This is a genomic window from Streptomyces sp. NPDC006529, assembly GCF_040611795.1.
Lineage (GTDB): Bacteria > Actinomycetota > Actinomycetes > Streptomycetales > Streptomycetaceae > Streptomyces.
On sequence record NZ_JBEXPB010000047.1, the window covers coordinates 1 to 19,755 of the forward strand.

At 72.6% G+C, this 19,755-nt stretch carries 16 protein-coding genes; 2 read left to right on the top strand and 14 right to left on the bottom strand.

All coding sequences use genetic code 11. The annotated features are described in order from the left end of the window. Nucleotides 1-74: 74 nt before the first annotated feature. The 6 genes from ABZY31_RS25880 to ABZY31_RS25905 all read right to left on the bottom strand — a co-directional run bounded on the left by ABZY31_RS25880 (nucleotide 75) and on the right by ABZY31_RS25905 (nucleotide 8,326). Nucleotides 75-2,450 (bottom strand): EAL domain-containing protein, encoded by a 2,376-nt coding sequence (locus tag ABZY31_RS25880; protein ID WP_356414477.1) that lies wholly within the window; start codon nucleotides 2,448-2,450, stop codon nucleotides 75-77. Nucleotides 2,451-2,849: 399 nt separating this feature from the next. Next, complete coding sequence (gene ligA, locus ABZY31_RS25885; RefSeq protein WP_356414480.1) at nucleotides 2,850-5,126, bottom strand: NAD-dependent DNA ligase LigA; 2,277 nt, start codon at nucleotides 5,124-5,126, stop codon at nucleotides 2,850-2,852. Nucleotides 5,127-5,156: 30 nt separating this feature from the next. Then, nucleotides 5,157-6,143 carry a methionine synthase gene (locus tag ABZY31_RS25890; RefSeq protein ID WP_356414483.1) on the bottom strand — a complete coding sequence of 329 codons (987 nt, stop codon included), beginning with the start codon at nucleotides 6,141-6,143 and terminating at the stop codon, nucleotides 5,157-5,159. Next, entirely contained in the window at nucleotides 6,140-6,829 is a 690-nt protein-coding gene (locus ABZY31_RS25895) for an SDR family oxidoreductase (protein ID WP_356414486.1), read from the bottom strand. The genes ABZY31_RS25890 and ABZY31_RS25895 overlap by 4 nt, the downstream gene beginning before the upstream one ends. 101 nt (nucleotides 6,830-6,930) lie before the next feature. Continuing rightward, nucleotides 6,931-7,275, bottom strand: coding sequence for a DUF1330 domain-containing protein (locus tag ABZY31_RS25900; protein WP_356414489.1), 345 nt, complete (start codon nucleotides 7,273-7,275; stop codon nucleotides 6,931-6,933). An 82-nt stretch (nucleotides 7,276-7,357) separates the two neighbouring features. Next, nucleotides 7,358-8,326 (bottom strand): helix-turn-helix domain-containing protein, encoded by a 969-nt coding sequence (locus tag ABZY31_RS25905; RefSeq protein WP_356414492.1) that lies wholly within the window; start codon nucleotides 8,324-8,326, stop codon nucleotides 7,358-7,360. Nucleotides 8,327-8,448: 122 nt separating this feature from the next. Between ABZY31_RS25905 and ABZY31_RS25910 the strand changes: the two genes are divergently transcribed. After that, nucleotides 8,449-9,372 carry an NADP-dependent oxidoreductase gene (locus ABZY31_RS25910; RefSeq protein WP_356414495.1) on the top strand — a complete coding sequence of 308 codons (924 nt, stop codon included), beginning with the start codon at nucleotides 8,449-8,451 and terminating at the stop codon, nucleotides 9,370-9,372. A gap of 38 nt (nucleotides 9,373-9,410) precedes the next feature. Here ABZY31_RS25910 and mnmA read toward each other — a convergent pair whose 3' ends face one another. After that, nucleotides 9,411-10,538 carry a tRNA 2-thiouridine(34) synthase MnmA gene (gene mnmA / locus ABZY31_RS25915; RefSeq protein WP_356414497.1) on the bottom strand — a complete coding sequence of 376 codons (1,128 nt, stop codon included), beginning with the start codon at nucleotides 10,536-10,538 and terminating at the stop codon, nucleotides 9,411-9,413. A gap of 67 nt (nucleotides 10,539-10,605) precedes the next feature. On the opposite strand from mnmA, the gene ABZY31_RS25920 reads away from it, so the two are divergent. Next, nucleotides 10,606-11,232 (top strand): N-acetylmuramoyl-L-alanine amidase, encoded by a 627-nt coding sequence (locus ABZY31_RS25920; RefSeq protein WP_356414500.1) that lies wholly within the window; start codon nucleotides 10,606-10,608, stop codon nucleotides 11,230-11,232. 68 nt (nucleotides 11,233-11,300) lie between these two features. On the opposite strand, the gene ABZY31_RS25925 is transcribed toward ABZY31_RS25920, so the two are convergent. The 7 genes from ABZY31_RS25925 to ABZY31_RS25955 form a co-directional block, all read right to left on the bottom strand. Further along, nucleotides 11,301-12,464: a cysteine desulfurase family protein gene (locus ABZY31_RS25925; protein WP_356414503.1), complete on the bottom strand. Its 1,164-nt coding sequence runs from the start codon at nucleotides 12,462-12,464 to the stop codon at nucleotides 11,301-11,303. Between the two features lie 514 nt (nucleotides 12,465-12,978). Further along, a complete protein-coding gene (locus ABZY31_RS25930; protein ID WP_356414506.1) occupies nucleotides 12,979-13,842 on the bottom strand; it encodes a thioesterase family protein in 864 nt (287 codons plus the stop codon). A 45-nt stretch (nucleotides 13,843-13,887) separates the two neighbouring features. Beyond that, complete coding sequence (locus ABZY31_RS25935) at nucleotides 13,888-14,544, bottom strand: trimeric intracellular cation channel family protein (RefSeq protein ID WP_356414509.1); 657 nt, start codon at nucleotides 14,542-14,544, stop codon at nucleotides 13,888-13,890. 148 nt (nucleotides 14,545-14,692) lie between these two features. Continuing rightward, complete coding sequence (locus ABZY31_RS25940) at nucleotides 14,693-15,748, bottom strand: dipeptide ABC transporter ATP-binding protein (RefSeq protein WP_356414590.1); 1,056 nt, start codon at nucleotides 15,746-15,748, stop codon at nucleotides 14,693-14,695. A 14-nt stretch (nucleotides 15,749-15,762) separates the two neighbouring features. Beyond that, complete coding sequence (locus tag ABZY31_RS25945) at nucleotides 15,763-16,848, bottom strand: ABC transporter ATP-binding protein (protein WP_356414512.1); 1,086 nt, start codon at nucleotides 16,846-16,848, stop codon at nucleotides 15,763-15,765. Next, entirely contained in the window at nucleotides 16,845-17,846 is a 1,002-nt protein-coding gene (locus ABZY31_RS25950) for an ABC transporter permease (RefSeq protein WP_356414593.1), read from the bottom strand. Before ABZY31_RS25950 ends, ABZY31_RS25945 begins: the two co-directional genes overlap by 4 nt. 117 nt (nucleotides 17,847-17,963) lie before the next feature. Then, nucleotides 17,964-19,754 carry an ABC transporter substrate-binding protein gene (locus tag ABZY31_RS25955; protein WP_356414515.1) on the bottom strand — a complete coding sequence of 597 codons (1,791 nt, stop codon included), beginning with the start codon at nucleotides 19,752-19,754 and terminating at the stop codon, nucleotides 17,964-17,966. Between the last annotated feature and the right edge of the window lies 1 nt (nucleotide 19,755).

Below are 19,755 nucleotides of genomic sequence, written 5' to 3' on the forward strand. Positions count from 1 at the left end.
GCAGCGGCACCTGCCACACCGCGGTACGGATCCACGGGCGCGCGTCCGGGTTCCGCGCCCGCCAGGCCTCGTACTCATCGGCCGCCCGGCGGCGCCGTGGCCTCGGCGGGCGGCATGGCGGCCGCCACGAGCCACCCCTGCACCGCGTCGCAGCCCAGGTCCCGCAGCCGCTCCCACGTCTCGTCGTCCTCGACGCCCTCGGCCACCACCAGCAGGCCGAGCGAGTGCGCGAGGTCGACCGTGCAGCGGACGATCTCCGCGTCCTGCGCGTCGACCGCCAGCCGGGCCACGAAGGACCGGTCGATCTTCAGCTCGCTGACGGGCAACCGCCGCAGGTGGACCAGGGACGAGTAGCCCGTCCCGAAGTCGTCGAGGGACATCTTCACGCCGTGCCCGGTCAGCCCGGCCATGGTGTCGGCGGCCCGCTGCGGGTCCTCCAGCAGGACGTGTTCCGTTATTTCGAGCTGCAGCCCGCTCGCCGGCACCCCGTGCCGGGCGAGCCGCGCGGCCACGGCCCCGGCGAACCCGGGGGTGTGCACGTCGCGCGGCGAGACGTTGACGGCGACCGGCACCTTCAGCCCCTGGGCCCGCCAGCGCGCCACCTGGGCCAGCGCCGTCTCCAGGACGTACTCCGTCAGGTGCGGCATCAGCCCGGAGGTCTCCGCGATGGCGATGAACTCGTCCGGCGAGACCCGCCCGCGCTCCGGGTGCACCCAGCGCACCAGCGCCTCCAGCCCGGCGACCTGCCCGTCGAAGCGGACCTTGGGCTGGTAGTGCAGTTCCACCTCGCCCGCGTCGAGGGCCCGCCGCAGGTCGCCGAGGAGGCCGAGCCGGTCGGGGGTGTTGCTGTCCCGCTTGGACTCGTAGACCTCGACTCCGGTGCGGTCCCGCTTCGCCTGGTACATCGCCACGTCGGCCCGTCGCAGCAGCCCTTCGGCGTCGAGGGCGTGGTCGGGGAAGACGGCGAGGCCCGCGCTGGCCTCCAGGACGAGGGTGAGCCCGTCGAGGTCGAGGGGCGAGCTGAGTTCGGCGACGAGGTGGCGGGCGACCCGCTGGGCGCTGGTGGTGGAGTCGGCGACGGGCAGCAGGACGGCGAACTCGTCACCGCCGAGCCGGGCCGCCTCGGCGTCCCGGGGCAGGGCCTGGCGCAGCCGGTCGGCGATCTGGAGGAGGAGCCGGTCGCCGGCGAGGTGGCCCAGGGTGTCGTTGACGGCGCGGAAGCGGTCGAGGTCGATGAGGACCAGGGCGGAGCGGGTGCCGATACGTTCAGCCTCGTCCAGGGCCCGCCGGGCGCGCTCCAGCAGCCACTGCCGGTTGGGCAGTCCGGTGAGCGGATCGCGCAGCTGTTCCTCGGCGCGGGCCCGGGCGATCCACAGGGTGGAGTCGAGGGCGATCAGCGGCACGGCGAACAGGGGCAGCAGGACGGGCAGGGTGACGGCGACCACGCAGATCAGCGGGGCGATGCCGAGCAGGGCGGCGGCGACTAACGCCTGCCGGATGAGGGCGGCGCGGGCGACGGTGGGCAGCCCGGAGCCGGGCGGGGACAGGGCGAACCACAGCAGGACCCGGGTGACCAGGAGGTACGCGACGGCGACGAGGGTGATCACGGGGATCGCCCCGGGGCCCCAGCCGGTGGGCTGCCAGGGCACTTCGACGCTGGGCGCCTGCCCGAAGGCGGCGAGTACGAGCGCTCCCGCGCCGATGCCGAGGATGTCGGCGCAGCCGTGCAGCAGGCCCTGGCGCCAGCGGTGTCTGCGGGCGGCGCCGACCAGGGATACCACGGCGAGCGAGACGAGTCCGGCCGGGACCCAGCCGTAGAGGATGAGCACGCCGAGGGTGAGGGCGGCGCCGGAACCGGTGCCGCCCCACCAGCGGTCGCGGCCGAGGGCGACGAGGTGGCCGACGATGATGCCGGTGAGCAGGGCGAGGCCCCAGCCCGCGGCGCCGCCCGGGAAGAGGGCGTGCCGCTCGCTCAGGGCGCGGGCGATCCCGGCGGTGAGGACGCCGAGGGAGAGGCCGACGAGGGCGAACGGCAGCGCCACGCGCCGGCCCCGGTCCCGCGCACCCGCCACGCCGCCGGGGCCGGCCGCGGCCCCGGTGTCGAGGGGGCGGGCCGGGAGGGTGCGGGTGCTCCGTACGCCGTACCGGGCGGCCTGGACGGGGTGCTCGGGCGGGGCCGGCCACTCCGGGCGCACGGGGCGCTCGGGGCGGGGCGTGCGCTCCGTGCGGGAAGGGCGTCCGTCGCGGCGGGCGTGGCCCGCGCGGTTGCCCCGTGCGGCGGTGCGGGCCACCCGGTCCGCACGCTCGCCACGGTCACGCTCCTTGCGGTCCGCCCGCGCGCTGCGGTCCGTCCGGTCCGTCCGGTCGCTCCGGTCCGTCCGCAGCGACGGCAGCTCCCCGCCCGTCCCGCCGAAATCCGGTGGCGGGTCGGCGCTTTCGATGGGTTTCATGCCCGTCCCTCTCACAGCCGGCGATGCCGTTGCCTCGTGATGGCCCCGTTGTCATGCCATCACGGCTGGATTCGCGTCCCGCAACCGTGCACGACAGGCGCACCTCTCAACAGTAGGACGCGAGGGGCTCCGAAGGGCAGCGGTCGGCGGCGGTTGCCCGAATACGACCCAGCCATCCTCATCAGTACGGTATCCGCCGAACGGGTGAGACCGGACCATGAAGGACGGGTCACCCTTGCGATGATCCGACAGGTCAACGCCCTGCCGCTAGGCGGGTACCGGCCGTTCGCGACCGTCTCGCGCGCCCGGCGTGCGCCCGCCCGTACGGCCGCACACCACGCAACCGTTCGGCTTCGCCCCCGACCGCGCTCCCCTCCTCGAACGGCCCCCGCTCCTTCGTTACTCCGATCCGGCGTCGGCGTCCAGGGGGGCGGCGTCCGCGGCGGCGGGCTCCGCCGGCGGCAGGGCGGCCGCGCGGGCCGCCTCGGGCCCCTCGTCCAGCAGTACGGCGAAGCCCGCGTCGTCGAGGACCGGGAGCTTCAACTGGACGGCCTTGTCGTACTTGGAACCGGGGTTGTCGCCGACGACGACGAAGGAGGTCTTCTTCGAGACGGAGCCGGTCACCTTGGCGCCCCTGCTCTGCAGGGCGTCCTTGGCGCCGTCGCGCGTGTGGCTCGCCAGCGTGCCGGTGACGACGACGGTGAGGCCTTCCAGCGGGCGCGGGCCCTGTTCGTCGGCGGAGGCCTCCTCCTCCAGCCGCACCCCGGCGGCCCGCCACTTGCGCAGGATCTCCTGGTGCCAGTCGACGGCGAACCATTCCTTGAGGGCGGCGGCGATGATGGGGCCGACCCCTTCGGTGGCGGCCAGTTCCTCTTCCGTCGCCGCCTCGATGCGGTCGATGGAGCGGAACTCGCGGGCCAGCGTGGCCGCCGCGACGGGTCCCACGTGCCGGATGGAGAGGCCGTTGATGAAGCGGGCCAGCGGCCGGTTCTTGGCCGCCGCCACGTGCTCCAGCAGGGCCAGAGCGTTCTTCTTGGGCTCGCCCTTCTGGTTGGCGAAGACGGTGACGATCTTCTCCTCGCCGGTCTTGGGGTCGCGCTTGGGCAGCCCGCTGTCCGCGTCCAGGACGTACGCCTTGATGGGGAGCAGCTCTTCGATGGTGAGGTCGAAGAGGTCGCCCTCGTCGAGCAGCGGGGCGACGGCCGGTTCGAGCGGTCTGGTGAGCGCGGCGGCGGCGACCTTGCCGAAGTTCTCGATGTCCAGGCACTCCCGGCCCGCGAGGTAGAAGAGCCGCTCGCGCAACTGGGCGGGGCAGGTCTGCGCGTTGGGACACCGGACGTCGATGTCGCCTTCCTTCATCGGACGCAGCGGGGTCCCGCACTCGGGGCAGTCGGCGGGCATCACGAACTCGCGCTCGCTGCCGTCGCGCAGGTCCACCACCGGACCGAGGATCTCGGGGATGACGTCGCCCGCCTTGCGCAGGACCACGGTGTCCCCGATGAGGACGCCCTTGGCCTTGACCACCTGCTGGTTGTGCAGGGTGGCGAACTCGACCTCGGACCCGGCCACGGTGACCGGCTCGACCTGGGCGTAGGGGGTGACCCGGCCGGTCCGGCCGACGCCGACCTTGATGTCGATCAGCTTGCTGTTGACCTCTTCGGGAGCGTACTTCCAGGCGATCGCCCAGCGCGGGGCGCGCGCGGTGGAGCCGAGCCGGCCCTGGAGCGGGATCTCGTCGAGCTTGACGACGACCCCGTCGATCTCGTGGGCGACCGAGTGCCGGTTCGCGCCGAAGTGGGCGATGAACTGCCGTACTTCCGCCAGGGAGGTGACGACCTTGTTGTGCTCGGCGGTGGGCAGGCCCCACTCACGGAGCAGTTCGTAGGCGTGCGAGAGCCGGTCGATGTCGAAGCCCTCGCGGGCGCCGATGCCGTGGACCACCATGTGGAGCGGGCGGGTCGCGGTGACCTTGGGGTCCTTCTGGCGCAGCGAACCGGCGGCCGCGTTGCGGGGGTTGGCGAAGGGCTTGTCGCCCGCCTCGACGAGGCGGGCGTTCAGCTCCTCGAACTTCTCCATCGGGAAGTAGACCTCGCCGCGGATCTCGACGAGCGCCGGGATGCGCTCCCCGGCCAGCCTGTCGGGGATCTCGGCGATGGTGCGGACGTTGGGCGTGATGTCCTCGCCGGTGCGGCCGTCGCCGCGGGTGGCGGCGCGGGTCAGCCGGCCGTTCTCGTAGGTGAGGTTGACGGCGAGGCCGTCCACCTTGAGCTCGCACAGGTAGTGGTAGTCGGAGGTGTTGACGTCCCGGGCCACCCGCTCGGCCCAGGCCGCCAGTTCCTCGTCGTCGAAGGCGTTGTCGAGGGAGAGCAGCCGCTCGCGGTGCTGGACGGAGGCGAAGTCCGTGACGTAGGCCCCCGCCACCTTCTGGGTGGGCGAGTCGGGGGTGCGCAGCTGCGGGTACTGCTCCTCCAGGGCCTCCAGCGAGCGCAGCAGGCGGTCGAACTCGGCGTCGGTGACGACCGGCTGGTCGTTCACGTAGTACCGGAAGCGGTGCTCCTCGATCTGCTCGGCTAGCAGCTGGTGATGCTCCAGGACCGCCGCCGGAGCGTCGGCCGCCGCCGCCGCGCCCGTGCCGGCCGCCGCCGTGCCGTCACCGTGCTTCTGTTCGGCTGCCATGCCGTGTCCTCCCGTGGGCCCGTCTCTACGTCACTCAGGGTTGTCGGCGAGCGACCTCGCCGCCTTGACGCAGTGCGCCATCGCCGCGCGGGCGTAGGCGGGCGAAGCACCCGCCAGACCGCACGACGGGGTGACCACGACGGACTCCGCGAGGGTCCCCGGAGTCAGCCCCAGCCTGCGCCAAAGCTTCCTGACACCCATGACGCTACCGCCCGGGTCCGACAACGGGCCGTCGGTGCCCGCCACCACTCCGGCGAAGAGTTTCATGCCGTCCTCGACGGCCTCGCCGATGGTGTCGTCCTCGCGCTCGGTGAGCAGAGAGAAATCGAACGACACGCCCGTCACGCCGGCCCGGCGCAGCAGCGCGAAGGGCACGTCGGGCGCGCAGGAGTGCACGATCGTGTCCCCGTCGTGGACGGCGAACAGGTCCCGCAGCGCCCCTTCGGCCACCTGCCGGTCGACGGCGCGGTAGGTGCGGTACTCGCTGGCCGTACGGACGTGCCCGCGCAGGACCGCGGTCAGCGAGGGCTCGTCGACCTGGAGCACGATGTCGGCGCCGGGGATCCGCTTGCGGACGTCCGCCAGGTGCTCGCGCAGCCCTTCGGCGAGCGAACCGGCCAGGTCGCGGCAGGCGCCCGGATCCCGCAGGACGGCCTCGCCGCCGTGCAGTTCCAGCGCCGCGGCGAGCGTCCACGGCCCGACCACCTGCACCTTGAGCTTGCCCCGGTAGCCCTGGGTGAACTCCTCCAGTGCGTCGAGGTCCTCGCCGAGCCAGGAGCGGGCCCGCTTGGTGTCGCGGCCGGGCCGGTCGCTGAGCCGCCAGCCGCTGGGCTCGACGTGCGCGTACATGTCGACGAGCAGGCCCAGGGAGCGGCCGGTCATGTCGGCGCCGGGCCCGCGGGCGGGCAGCTCGGCGAGGTAGGGGAAGTCCTCGAAGGAGCCGGTGACGGTCTTGGCGGCCTCGCGGGCGTCGCCGCCGGGCAGGGAACCGATCCCCGTCGCCCCGGGCGCCGTCATCGTCCCGGCCGCACGGAGAGGTCGGTGACCTCGGCGTCGCGCGGGAGGTCCAGGGCCATCACGAGGGTGGTGGCCACCGACTCGGGGTCGATCCAGTCGGCCGCGTCGTAGCTCTCGCCCTCCTGGGAGCGGACCTTGGCCTGCATCGGGGTGGCGGTGCGTCCCGGGTACACGGAGGTGACGCGGACGCCGTTCGGCTTCTCCTCGGCGCGCAGTGCGTCGGCCAGCGCGCGCAGTCCGTGCTTGGAGGCGGCGTACGCGCCCCACTCGGCGTGTGCGGTGAGTCCGGCGCCGGAGTTCACGAAGAGGACGTGCCCGCGGGAGGCGCGCAGCGAGGGCAGCGTGAGGCGGGTCAGCTCGGCGGGGGCGATCAGGTTGAGGTTGAGCTGCTGGTGCCAGGTCTTGGGCCGCAGCTCGCCGACCGGGCCGAGGTCGACGACCCCGGCGATGTGCAGCAGGGAGTCCAGCCGGTCGGGCAGCGCCTGCTGGCCGAAGGCCCAGGAGATCCGGTCGGGGTCGGCGAGGTCGGCGACGAGCGCGCGGGAGCCGGGGAAGCGCGCGGTCAGCTCCTTGCCGCGGCCGGCGTCGCGGGCGATGAGGACGAGGTCGTCGCCGCGTGCGTGCAGGCGGCGCGCGACGGCGGCGCCGATGCCGGACCCGGCGCCGGTGATCAGGTGAGTAGCCATACCGCCCATGCTCGCACCCCGTGCGCCCCTCCCGGGCCGCCCGCCCCGGCCCGCCCGGGGATGCCCGGCGCGTCCGGTCCGGGCCGCCCGGCGGCGTCCCGTCAGAGGCCGGCGGCCTCGCGCAGCGCCGCGGCGGTCTTCGCGGCGTCGTAGCCGGGCGCGACGCCGTCGAGCAGGACGACCTCGCCCGGGATGTGGCGGGTGCGCAGCGGGAGGATCTCCTGGTAGGCGGGCGAGGCGTACCAGGCCCGGGCGCTTTCGACATCGGGGAAACCGATGAGGACCACGGCGCCGGGGAAGGGGCCCTCCATGACCTCCGGGGTGGTGCCGTGCACGAGGAACTCGCCCCCGAAGGGGTCCATGGTGGCCTGGATCTCCTCGATGTACCGCAGGATCTCGTCGTTCATCGTCTCGGGGCGTATGTGGGCGATCGCGTAGGCGGTCATGGCGGCCTCTTCTTCCGTGGCGGGAGCGGCTGTCGGCTCCGATCCTGCCCGGCCGGACGCACGCCGTCGATGACCTACGGGGTCATGCCGCGGCGGCGGGCCGGAAGGTGCGCCGGTAGGCGATCGGGGAGACCCCGAGGGCCGTCCGCATGTGCTGGCGCAGGGAGTTGGCCGAGCCGAAGCCGGCCCGGTGGGCCACGAGGTCGACCGGGAGGTCGCTGGACTCCAGCAGCTGGCGGGCCAGTTCGAGGCGCTGGGCGGTGAGCCACTGGACGGGCGTGACCCCCACCTCGTCGCGGAAGCGCCGGGTGAAGGTGCGCAGGCTCATGCGCGCGTGCGCGGCCAGTTCGGTGAGCGAGAGGGGGGTGTGGAGCCGCTCCAGCGCCCAGGCGCGGGTCGCGGTGGTGGTCGCGACGGTGGCCTCGGGGACGGGGCGGTCGATGTACTGGGCCTGTCCGCCGTCGCGCCAGGGCGGGACCACGCAGAGCCGGGCGGCCCGGTTGGCGACGGCGCTGCCGTGGTCGCGGCGCACGAGGTGCAGGCAGAGGTCCACCCCGGCGGCGACCCCGGCGGAGGTGAGGACGTCGCCGTCGTCGACGAAGAGCACGTCCTCGTCGAGGAGGATGCGGGGGAAGGCGCGCTGGAACGCGGGGGCGTGCGCCCAGTGGGTGGTGGCGGGCCGGCCGTCGAGCAGCCCGGCCGCGGCCAGGACGTAGGAGCCGGTGCAGATGGACACCAGCCGGGTGCCGGGCCGGATGCCGGCGATGGCCTCGGCGAGGGCGGGCGGCAGGGCCGCTCCCCGGGCCAGGTCGTCCATGGCGTGCGTGGGCGGGACGATCACGGTGTCGGCGGCGACCAGCGCCTCGGGGCCGGCGCCGACGCCGATCGTGAAGCCCGCGTCGCTGGTCACGGGGGCCCCGTCGGCGGTGCAGACGGTGACCTCGTAGAGGGGGCGGCCGTCGTCGTCGAACGCATTCCCGAAGACGCGGGAGGGGATGCCCAGCTCGAAGGGGGGCACGCCTTCGAGGGCGAGTACGGCGATACGGTGCATGGCCGGATTCTGTCACATGGTGGCCGAACGGCCAGCACCGCGCGGGGCCCGCGGCCGTCAGGCTGGTGCTGTCAGCGGGTCCGGACACGCCGGGCCCGGCGGATGGAACAGAAGGAGCAGTCATGCGCGCGGTCGTCGTCAAGGAGTGGGGCGGACCCGAGGTCCTCGTCGAAACCGAGGTCGAGCGCCCGGAGCCCGGCCCGGCCGAGATCCTCGTCAAGGTGCACGCGGCCGGGGTGAACCCGGTCGACTGGAAGACCCGCGCCACCGGCGGCCTGATCGCCTGGGACGCGGTCCCGGCGGTCGGCTGGGACGTCTCCGGCACGGTCGCGGCCGTCGGGCCCGGCGTGACCCTCTTCCGCGTGGGCGACGAGGTCTTCGGCATGCCGCGCTTCCCGCGGCAGGCGAGCGCGTACGCCGAGTACGTCACGGCTCCGGCCCGGCACTTCGCCCGCAAGCCCGCGAACGTCGACCACGTGGGCGCGGCAGCGCTGCCGCTGGCGGCCCTGACGGCCTACCAGGCCCTGGTGGACACGGCCGGCGTCCGGGAGGGCCGGCGGGTGCTGATCCACGCCGCGGCGGGCGGCGTGGGCCACCTCGCGGTGCAGATCGCCAAGGCGTACGGGGCGTACGTCATCGGCACCGCCAGCGCGGGCAAGCACGAGCTGCTGCGCTCCCTGGGCGCGGACGAGGTGATCGACTACCACGCGGCCGACTTCGCGGAGGCGGCCGGGGAGGTCGACATCGTCCTGGACAGCGTGGGCGGCGACTACGGGCAGCGCTCGCTGGCCGTCCTGAAGCCGGGCGGGCACCTGGTGACCCTGCCCGGCCCCGACGACGTGCCGGCGGACGCGCCCGGCGTGCACACGGGCTGGCTGCTGGTCGAGCCGGACCACACGGGGCTGGCCGCGATCGCCGCGCTGGTGGAGGCGGGCAGTCTGCGCGCGGAGCTCGACACGGTGCTGCCGCTGGCCGAGGCCGCGCGCGCCCACGAGATCGGCGAGCGCGGCCGGACCACCGGCAAGATCGTCCTGACGGTGGTATAGGGGGCGGGCGCGGGGCGGTGCGGCCGCGCGGCCGGGCCTCAGACGGCCGCGGCGGCCTTCTCGGTCGTGGCGATGGTGGCGGAGCCGACGACGCGCGTGCCGTCGTAGAGCACGATCGCCTGGCCCGGGGCCACGCCGCGGACCGGCTCCGCGAAGCGCACGCGCAGTTCGCCGTCGACCACCTCGGCGAAGACCTCGGTCTCGCCGCCGTGGGCGCGCAGCTGAGCGGTGTAGGTGCCCGGGGCGGCGGCCGTGGAGCCGCACCAGCGGGGGCGGATCGCGGTGAGGGCGCCGACGTCGAGGGCCTCGACGGGGCCGACGGTGACCGTGTTGTTCACCGGCGAGATGTCCAGGACGTAGCGCGGCTTGCCGTCGGGTGCCGGGTGGCCGATGCGCAGGCCCTTGCGCTGGCCGATGGTGAAGCCGAAGGCGCCCTCGTGGGTGCCGAGCTTCGCGCCGGACTCGTCCACGATGTCGCCCTCGGCCTTGCCGAGGCGGCCCGCCAGGAAGCCCTGGGTGTCACCGTCGGCGATGAAGCAGATGTCGTGGCTGTCGGGCTTCTTCGCGACGGCCAGACCGCGCGCTTCGGCCTCGGCCCGGATCTCCTCCTTGGTGGTGAGGGTGTCACCGAGCGGGAAGAGGGCGTGGGCGAGCTGCTTCTCGTCGAGGACGCCGAGGACGTAGGACTGGTCCTTGGCCATGTCGGAGGCGCGGTGCAGTTCGCGGCTGCCGTCCTCGTTCAGCACGACGGTGGCGTAGTGGCCGGTGCAGACGGCGTCGAAGCCGAGGGCGAGGGCCTTGTCGAGCAGTGCCGCGAACTTGATCTTCTCGTTGCAGCGCAGGCACGGGTTGGGGGTGCGCCCGGCCTCGTACTCGGCGATGAAGTCCTCGACGACGTCCTCGCGGAAGCGTTCGGCCAGGTCCCACACGTAGAAGGGGATGCCGATGACGTCCGCGGCGCGGCGGGCGTCGCGGGAGTCCTCGATCGTGCAGCAGCCGCGGGCGCCGGTGCGGAAGGACTGCGGGTTCGCGGAGAGCGCGAGGTGGACACCGGTCACCTCGTGCCCGGCTTCGGCCGCGCGGGCGGCGGCGACGGCGGAGTCCACGCCGCCGGACATGGCGGCCAGGACGCGAAGGGGGCGGGTGCTCGGCAGGTTCTCAGTCATAGCACCGTCCAGGGTACGGGGAACCGGGCCGGGTGACCGCGCGTTATCGGTGCGGGGGGTGGTTCGGATGGGTTCCAGAGGGCGCCGGGCGGTACTGCTGGGAGGGCTCGGGCTGGTCGCGGCCGGTGCGGTGGCGGGCCGGGAGGAGATCGAGCGGGCCTGGTGGCTGCTCCCGGGTGTGAGCAAGCCGCGCGAGGAGGGTGCGCTGGATCACGCGGGCGCGAGCTGGTCCGCCGCGTCGCCGGCGAACTGGCGCCTAGCCGACCGCCCGGCCGACCACCGCATCGACCGGATCGTGGTGCATGTGACCCAGGGCGGTTTCGCCTCGTCGGTGGAGGCCTTCCAGAACCCGTGGCACAAGGCGTCCGCCCACTACATAGTCCGCCAGGACGGGCACGTGGAGCAGATGGTCCGCGAGCTGGACGTCGCCTTCCACGCGGGCAGCCGCTCCATGAACGAGCGCAGCGTCGGCATCGAGCACGAGGGCTTCGTCACGCGCCCGCAGGACTTCACGGACGCGATGTACGCCGCCTCGGCGCGGCTGGCCGCCGACGTCTGCCGCCGGTACGGGATACCCGCCGACCGCGAGCACATCATCGGCCACTCCGAGGTCCCGGGCGCCGACCACACGGACCCCGGGCCGCACTGGGACTGGACCCGCTACCTGCGCCTGGTCGGCGAACTGCTGCGCTGATCCGTCCTCCGCCGTGGCCGGAGCGTCCGCCGCGGGCGAAGCCGTCCGGCGCGGTCCCAGCGTCCGGCTCAGCTGAGGCCGGCGGTGCGGGCGCGGTCGACCGCGGGGCCGATGGCGGCCGCGACGGCGGCGACGTCCTCCTTGGTGGAGGTGTGGCCGAGGGAGAAGCGCAGGGTGCCGCGGGCCAGGTCCGGGTCCGTGCCGGTGGCCAGCAGCACGTGGCTCGGCTGGGCCACGCCCGCGGTGCAGGCGGAACCGGTGGAGCACTCGATGCCCTGGGCGTCCAGGAGGAGGAGCAGGGAGTCGCCCTCGCAGCCGGGGAAGCTGAAGTGGGCGTTCGCCGGGAGGCGGTCGTCCGGGTCACCGCCCAGCACGGCGTCCGGTACGGCCGCGCGCACGGCCGCGATCAGCTCGTCGCGCAGGGCTCCGACCTCGCGGGCGAAGGTCTCCCGGCGCTCGGTGGCCAGTACGGCGGCCACCGCGAAGGCGGCGATGGCGGGCACGTCGAGGGTCCCGGAGCGGACGTGGCGCTCCTGGCCGCCGCCGTGCAGGACGGGGACGGGGCTCTGGTCGCGGCCGAGGAGCAGGGCGCCGATGCCGTAGGGGCCGCCGATCTTGTGGCCGCTCACCGCCATGGAGGCGAGGCCGCTGTCGGCGAACCCGACGTCGAGCTGGCCGATGGCCTGGACGGCGTCGGAGTGCAGCGGGACGCCGAACTCGCGCGCGATGGCGGCCAGTTCGGGGACCGGCATGACGGTGCCGATCTCGTTGTTGGCCCACATGACGGTGGCGAGGGCGACGTCGTCCGGGTTGCGGGCGAGGGCCTCGCGGAACGCCTCGGGGTGGACGCGGCCGTGGCCGTCGACCGGGAGGTACTCGACGCGGGCGCCCTCGTGTTCGCCCAGCCAGTGGACGGCGTCCAGAACGGCGTGGTGCTCCACGGGGCTGGCGAGGACGCGGGTGCGGGCGGGGTCGGCGTCGCGGCGGGCCCAGTACAGACCCTTGACGGCGAGGTTGTCGGCCTCGGTGCCGCCGGCGGTGAAGACCACCTCGCTCGGGCGCGCGCCGAGTGCCTCGGCGAAGGCCTCGCGGGCCTCCTCGACGGTACGGCGGGCCCGGCGGCCGGCGGCGTGCAGGGAGGATGCGTTGCCCGTCGCGGCGAACTGCGCGGTCATCGCCGTGGCGGCCTCCGGCAGCATCGGCGTGGTGGCGGCGTGGTCGAGGTAGGCCATGATTCCCCGATTCTACGAGTCCCCCGGCGCGGTGCGGACCGGGTCGGCGGGCCCGGCCGTGGTCCTCGGTCGGCGGACCGGGCGAAACCGGGCCGACCCGTCCGTGTCGTGGGCCGGGGCCGGTCCTCAATCGCCGGACGGGCTGGATCCGGGCCGGGGGCCCCGCCCCTCATTCCCCGCCTGCCGGCCGGCCGGGCCTCCGGCGGGTCCTCAAACGCCGGACGGGCTGGGATGGCCGGGTGGACCGGGGTCCAGGGGCGGGCTGGGATGGGCCGCCCGGGGCGGGGGCGGCGGGGCGGGCCCCCGCCCTTGGTTCCCCGGCTGCCGGTCTGCCCGGCCTCCGGCGGGTCCTCAAACGCCGGACGGGCTGGGATGGCCTGCCCGGGCGGGATGGCCGGGCGGGCAGGAGGGGGCCGTCCCGGCGGGATGGGCGGGACGGCCGGGCGGGCAGGATGGCCGGGAGCCTGGGGCGGGCTCGGATGGGCCGGCAGGCCGGAAGGAGCGGCCGGGTGGGTCAGGAAGGGGAGACGCGGGGGGCTCGGGCCAGTTGGCGGGATTGGGCTACCAGGTGGTTCGCGGAGTCCCAGACCTCCGCGTCCTCTTCCAGCATGCCGCCGGCCAGGTTCCGCGTCGTGATCGCGACCCGCAGGGGGCCCGGCGCGGGCAAGCGGCGGACGTGGGTGGTGAGTTCCAGCGTCGGGGTCCAGCCGATGAGGCCGAGGTCGAAGGAGGTCGGCGGGAGCGCGTCCACGACCAGCAGCAGGGACAGCGGGTCGGCGTCCCGGCCGTCCGCCAGCTCGAACCAGGCCCGCATGTCCCCCTTGCCCGACGGCGCGCCGACCGCCCAGCCCGCGGTGGCCGGATCCAGCCGCAGCCGGAGGCGGTCGACGATGGCCGAGCTGCCGGGGATCGGGGCCGGACCGGCCTCCGCGCCCAGGCAGTCGGCGTACGCGGGCATCACCGGCGGCGTGGCCGTCGTACGGACGTCGTCCGGCAGGGCCGCGAGGTCGCCGTAGGAGGCGAGGACGCGGATGCGCTCGACCTCGGCGCCGTTCTCGTCGTACTGGAACAGCGAGGCCTGACCCGTGGAGAGCGTGCGCCCGGCGCGGACGACCTCGGTGCGGATCACGGCGGGGCCGGGGACCGAGGAGGTCAGGTAGTGGGCGGACACCGTGAAGGGGTCCGGGTGCGGCAGGGCGGCCGACAGTGCCCGTCCGACCAGGGCGAGCAGGTAGCCGCCGTTGACGGCGGTGATGATCGTCCAGCCGCCGGAGAGTTCCGCGTCGTACACGCCGGGCTCGCCCGCGCGCTCGATGACGGCGGTGTCGCGGTCGAACTCGCTCTCGCCGATGGCGGCCAACGCTGATGCTTGAGACATGGAACGAGGGTAACCCCGGACCCTACTAAGCGGTAGCTTTTCTCTCTACGGCTCCTCCGGGACCGAGGAACGCCGGTTCCACGCCAGCGGCGCCCGCCAGTGGTAGCGCATCGCCAGCAGCCGCAGGACGAAGGTGGTCACGATGGCGATGCCGCTGGTCACGGTGCTGAGCATGCCCAGCGAGATGAAGACGGCCACCATCGCGGCCCCGATGATGGCGGGCACGGCGTACATCTCGCGGTCCCGCAGCAGCGACGGCACCTCGTTGACCAGCACGTCGCGCAGCACGCCCCCGCCCACCGCCGTCGCCAGTCCGAGCGCGGCCGAAGCGGTCAGCCCGAGCCCGTACTCGTAGGCCTTCGTCGTGCCCGATACGCAGAACAGACCGAGCCCCGCCGCATCGAAGACGTTGATGGCCCGGTTGATCCGCTGCACCTCGGGGTGCAGGAAGAAGACCAGGGCGGCGGCGACCAGCGGCGTGACGAAGAAGCTCAGCTCGCCGAAGGCCGCCGGCGGGACGGCGCCGATGACGAGGTCGCGCAGCAGCCCGCCGCCGAGGGCGGTGACGAGGGCGAGGACGGCGATGCCGAAGACGTCGAAGTTCTTGCGTACGGCGAGCAGCGCGCCCGCGGTGGCGAAGACGAAGATGCCCGCGAGGTCCAGGGCATGCTGGACACCGGGCGCGAAGAGATCATGGGGCACGGGGTCATTGTGCCGGGCGCCTGGCGGCGGGCGGTCCGGTGTGGGTGCGGGTCACTGCCCGGGGCTCCGCCCCGGACCCCGCTCCTCAAACGCCGGAGGGGCTTGCAATGCCCCGGGCGGGGCCGGAGGACCGGCCCCGCCCTGCGGGTCAGACCGCGGCTTCCGCTGCCGCCGGGGTGTCGGCGTTCTCCGGGTGGTGGCAGGCCACCTGGTGGCCGGGCTTCAGGGCGACCAGGGGCGGTTCCTGCTTGCCGCAGATCTCCGTGGCCTTCCAGCACCGCGTGTGGAAGCGGCAGCCGCTGGGCGGGGAGATCGGCGAGGGGACGTCGCCCTTGAGCAGGATGCGGCCGCTCTTGGCGCCCCGGCGGCGCGGGTCCGGGACCGGGACGGCCGACAGGAGCGCCTTGGTGTACGGGTGCATCGGGCTCGCGTACAGGGAGTTGCGGTCGGTCAGCTCGACGATCTTGCCGAGGTACATCACCGCGATCCGGTCCGAGACGTGCCGGATGACCGACAGGTCGTGGGCGATGATCACGTAGGTGAGGCCCATCTCCTCCTGGAGGTCGTCCAGCAGGTTCACCACCTGGGCCTGGATCGAGACGTCCAGCGCCGAGACCGGCTCGTCCGCGACGACCAGCTTCGGCTTGAGCGCCAGGGCGCGCGCGATGCCGATGCGCTGGCGCTGACCGCCGGAGAACTCGTGCGGGTAGCGGTTGTAGTGCTCGGGGTTGAGGCCCACCAGCGACAACAGCCGCTGGACCTCGGCCTTGAGCCCGCCCTGCGGCTGCACTCCCTGGAGCTTGAAGGGGGCGCCGATGATCGTGCCGACCGTGTGCCGCGGGTTCAGCGAGCCGTACGGGTCCTGGAAGATCATCTGGACGTCGCGGCGCAACGGCCGCATCGCCCCCACGCCCAGGTGGGTGATGTCCCGCCCCTCGAACTCCACCGTGCCGCCGGTGGGTTCGAGCAGCCGGGTGATCAGCCGGCCCATGGTCGACTTGCCGCAGCCGGACTCGCCGACGACGCCGAGGGTCTCACCGCGGCGGACGTCGAAGTCGATGCCGTCGACGGCCTTCACGGCCCCGGACTCGCGGCGCAGCAGCCCCTTGTGGATGGGGAAGTGCTTGACCAGGCCGGTGACCTTGAGCAGCGGCTCCTCGGCCTGCCCGGCGCCGTCCGCCGCCGCGTCCGCCGTCTTCTTCATGTCCGTCGTATCGGTCACAGCTTCGGCGCAATCTCTTCGGTCCAGATCCGGGTCCGGTCCTCCTGCGACATGTGGCAGGCGGACCAGTGTCCGGCACTGGTCAGGGCCAGTTCGGGCCGCTGGGTGCGGGTGATGCCACCCTTGGGTACGTCGGCGAACGGGCAGCGCGGGTGGAAGGCACAGCCGCTGGGGATGTTGATGAGGCTGGGCGGCGAGCCCTTGACCGGGATGAGCCGCTCGGTCTGGTCCCGGTCGATGCGCGGCATGGAACCGAGCAGGCCCCAGGTGTACGGGTGCCGGGGCTCGTAGAACAGCTGGTCCGCGGTGCCGCGCTCGACGCAGCGGCCGCCGTACATCACGAGGATCTCGTCGGCCATCTCGGCGACCACGCCCAGGTCGTGCGTGATCATGATGACGGCCGAGCCGAACTCCTTCTGCAGGTCGCGGATCAGGTCGAGGATCTGCGCCTGGACGGTGACGTCGAGGGCGGTCGTCGGCTCGTCCGCGATGAGCAGTTCGGGGTTGTTGACCAGGGCCATCGCGATCATCGCGCGCTGGCGCATGCCGCCGGAGAACTCGTGCGGGTAGGAGTCCACCCGCTGGTCCGGCTCGGGGATGCCGACCCGGTCGAGCATCTCGACGGCGCGCTTGCGGGCCGTCTTCTTGTCGACGTCCTGGTGGGTCCGGTAGGCCTCGATGATCTGCTTGCCGACCGAGTAGTACGGGTGCATCGCGGACAGCGGGTCCTGGAAGACCATCGCCATCTTCTGGCCGCGGAGCTTGCGCACGTCGTCGGCATCGGCCCGGACCAGGTCCTCGCCGTCCAGCAGCACCTCACCGGAGATGTGCGGGCGGCTGCGGGCGTTGCCGGTGCGGTGCAGGCCCATGATGGCCAGCGAGGTCACCGACTTGCCGGAGCCGGACTCGCCGACGATGCCGAGCGTCTTGCCGCGCTCCAGATCGAAGGAGAGCCCGTCGACGGACTTGACCAGGCCGTCGTCGGTCGGGAAGTGGACCTTGAGGTCGCGGACCGAGAGGAAGGAACGGGCGGGGTCCCGGGGACCGGCCTGTTCGGGTACGAGGGAAGGGGTCTCGGTCACGTCAGCCTCACGCGCGGGTCGATGACGGCGTACAGCATGTCCACGATCAGGTTGGCCATCACCACGAAGAGCGCGGCGAGCAGGGTGATCCCCATGATCACGGGGAGGTCGCCCTGGCCGATGGCGGCGACGGCCGCCGTCCCCAGACCCTGGAAGTTGAAGGTCGTCTCGGTCAGTACCGCGCCGCCGAGGAGTCCGCCGAGGTCGAGGCCGAACATCGTGACGATCGGGGTGAGCGTGGACCGCAGGGCGTGCTTGCGGATGACCACGCTCTCGGTGAGGCCCTTGGCGCGGGCGGTACGGATGTAGTCCTCGCCCATGACCTCCAGCATCGTCGCGCGGGTGATCCGGGCGTAGGTGGCGGCGAAGAGGAAGGCGAGGGTGATCCAGGGCAGGATCATGCTGTTGAGCCAGGCGGCCGGATCCTCGCTCAGCGGACGGTAGTTGGAGACGTCCAGCCAGCCGAGGCCGTAGACCAGGACGGCCGGGGCCACCATGCCGGTGAAGAAGATGGGCAGCGAGACACCGGCCAGCGCGCCGACCATGACCGTTCGGTCGATGGCCGTGCGGCGTTTGAGCGCCGAGACCACGCCGGTGGCCACGCCCGCGAGCACCCAGATGACGGCGGCTCCGGAGGCGAGCGAGAGGGTGACCGGCATGCGGCTGGTCATCAGCTGCCAGACCGGGGCCTCGCTCTTGAAGGAGTAGCCGAAGCAGGGGGCGGGGCAGTGCGTCTGCTCGACGCCGGAGTCGTAGTCGCGACCGGCCACGACTCCCTTGAGGAAGAGCAAGTACTGCTCGGAAATGGGCTTGTCGAAGCCCATCTTCACGCGGATGCCCGCCAAGGCGGTTTCGTTGGTCTCGCGGCCGGCGTACATGAGCGCCGGGTCGGACCCGGTGATCTTCGGCACCGCGAAGAAGATGCCGAAGGTGACCACGGAGACCACCAGCAGCGTGGCGACGACGTTGAAAAGCCGCCTGAGGAGGTAGACGAGCACTGCAGTCGGCCGCTCCGGCGGGCGGCTGCCGTCCCTCGTGGGGACGGCAGCCACCGCCTAACGGCCTTCACCTGCCCTTCGAGCTAGCGCATGTGCGGTGAAGGCACGTGCCGACTGTTACTTGACGACGCCGAGGGTGGCGAGGTCGATGCGGCCCATGGAGTCGTTGAAGTACACGTTCGTCAGGCGCGGGTTGTGGTAGATCAGCGCCTTGTCGAAGTTGATGGGAAGGTAGAGCGCCTTCTCCATGATCTTCTTGTTGATGTCCGTGTAGAACGGAGCGGCTTCCTCCGGCGTCGCGGCGGCCGCGGCCTTCTGGAACAGCCCGTTGACCTCGGGGTCGTTCAGCATCGTGTAGTTGTTGTTGCCGTTCGGCAGGATGAACTTGCCGTCGACCAGCGGCTGGAGGAAGCCCGAGCCGCTGTTGTAGTCGGCGCCCCAGCCCATGATGATGATGCCGTAGCCCTTCTTCTTCACGTTCTCGGGCGAACCGATCGTGGAGGAGGAGAGCTTGCCGTCGTACTGGTCGATGGAGGCTTCGATGTTCACGGCCTTCAGCGCGGCCTGGAGCGACTCGGCGGTCTTGACCTCCGGGGCGCGGTTGTTGCGCACCGCGATGGTGGTCTTGAAGCCCCCGGGCTGGCCACAGGCGGCGAGCGCGGCCTTGGCCTTGTCGATCTGCGGCTTGCCGGCGGTCAGGCCCCACGGGTCGTAGGACTTGTCGGCTCCGGGCACGCCCGGCGGCAGCATGTTCGCGCCGAGGTCACCGCTGGTCGGGCCACCGCGGGCGGTCTGCAGCGACTTCGGGTCGGCCGCGTAGATGACGGCCTTGCGGCACTCGATGTTGTCGAACGGCGCGACCGTCTGCGGGAAGGCCATGTAGCGGATGTAGCCCGTGAAGGGGTTGTCCGCGTTCTTCTTCAGGTCCGGGGACTGGAGGATCTTGTTCTTCGCGGCCTGCTGGACACCGGTGCCGTCGACCGCGAGGTCGATGTCACCCGAGAGCAGGCGCTGGTCCATGTCGTCCGGGTTGGTGGTCACCGTGAAGGAGACCTTGTCCGGCAGCGCGGAGCGGACCTTGTCGGTCTTCGGGTCCCAGTTCGTGTTGCGGACGAGGGTGGCGCCCTTGCCCGAGGTGAAGGACTCGATCTTGTACGGGCCCGTGGAGACGGGCTTGTTGGTGTACTTGGCGCCCTCGTCCTTGGCCACCGGGACCGGCGAGGAGGACGGCATGGCCAGCAGGTAGCTGAAGTCCGAGTTGGCGCTCGCCAGGTTGAAGACGATCGTCTTGTCGTCCGGCGTCTGGACGGACTTGAGACCCATCTTGTTGGGGTCGGTGTCCTTGTACGGGCCGGGGTACTTCTGGCCCTGGTCCAGCAGGTCGATCAGGTACGTCGGACCGCCCGAGAGGACGTCCTGCGCGAAGACGCGCTCGACGCCGTACTTGATGTCCTTCGAGGTGATCGGCGTGCCGTCCTCGAACTTCACGCCGTCCTTGAGCTTCAGCGTGTAGGTCTTGCCGTCGTTGCTGAGCACCGGCAGGGACTCGGCGAGGTCCGGGACCAGCTTGGTGCCGTCCTTGCCCGGCTTGCTGTCGTAGGCCAGCAGCTGGCGGATGTACAGGCGCTGGATGTTCCAGACGAAGCCGTAGTAGGCGCGCGCCGGGTCGAGGTAGTCGACGTCCTGGGGCGACCAGAGCTTCAGCTCGCCGCCCTTCTTGTCGGACGCATTGACGACACCCTTGGTCGCGGCGTCGAAGGCCGCGCCGTTCGAGGCCTTGTCCTTCGAGCCTTCATCGCCCTTGCCCCCGCACGCGGCGGTCAGCGACAGGGCTGCGACCACGGCGGTGATCGCTATTGCCTGCTTTCTGCGGATCACGTTTGTCCAACCTCCATGAGTGGATGACATG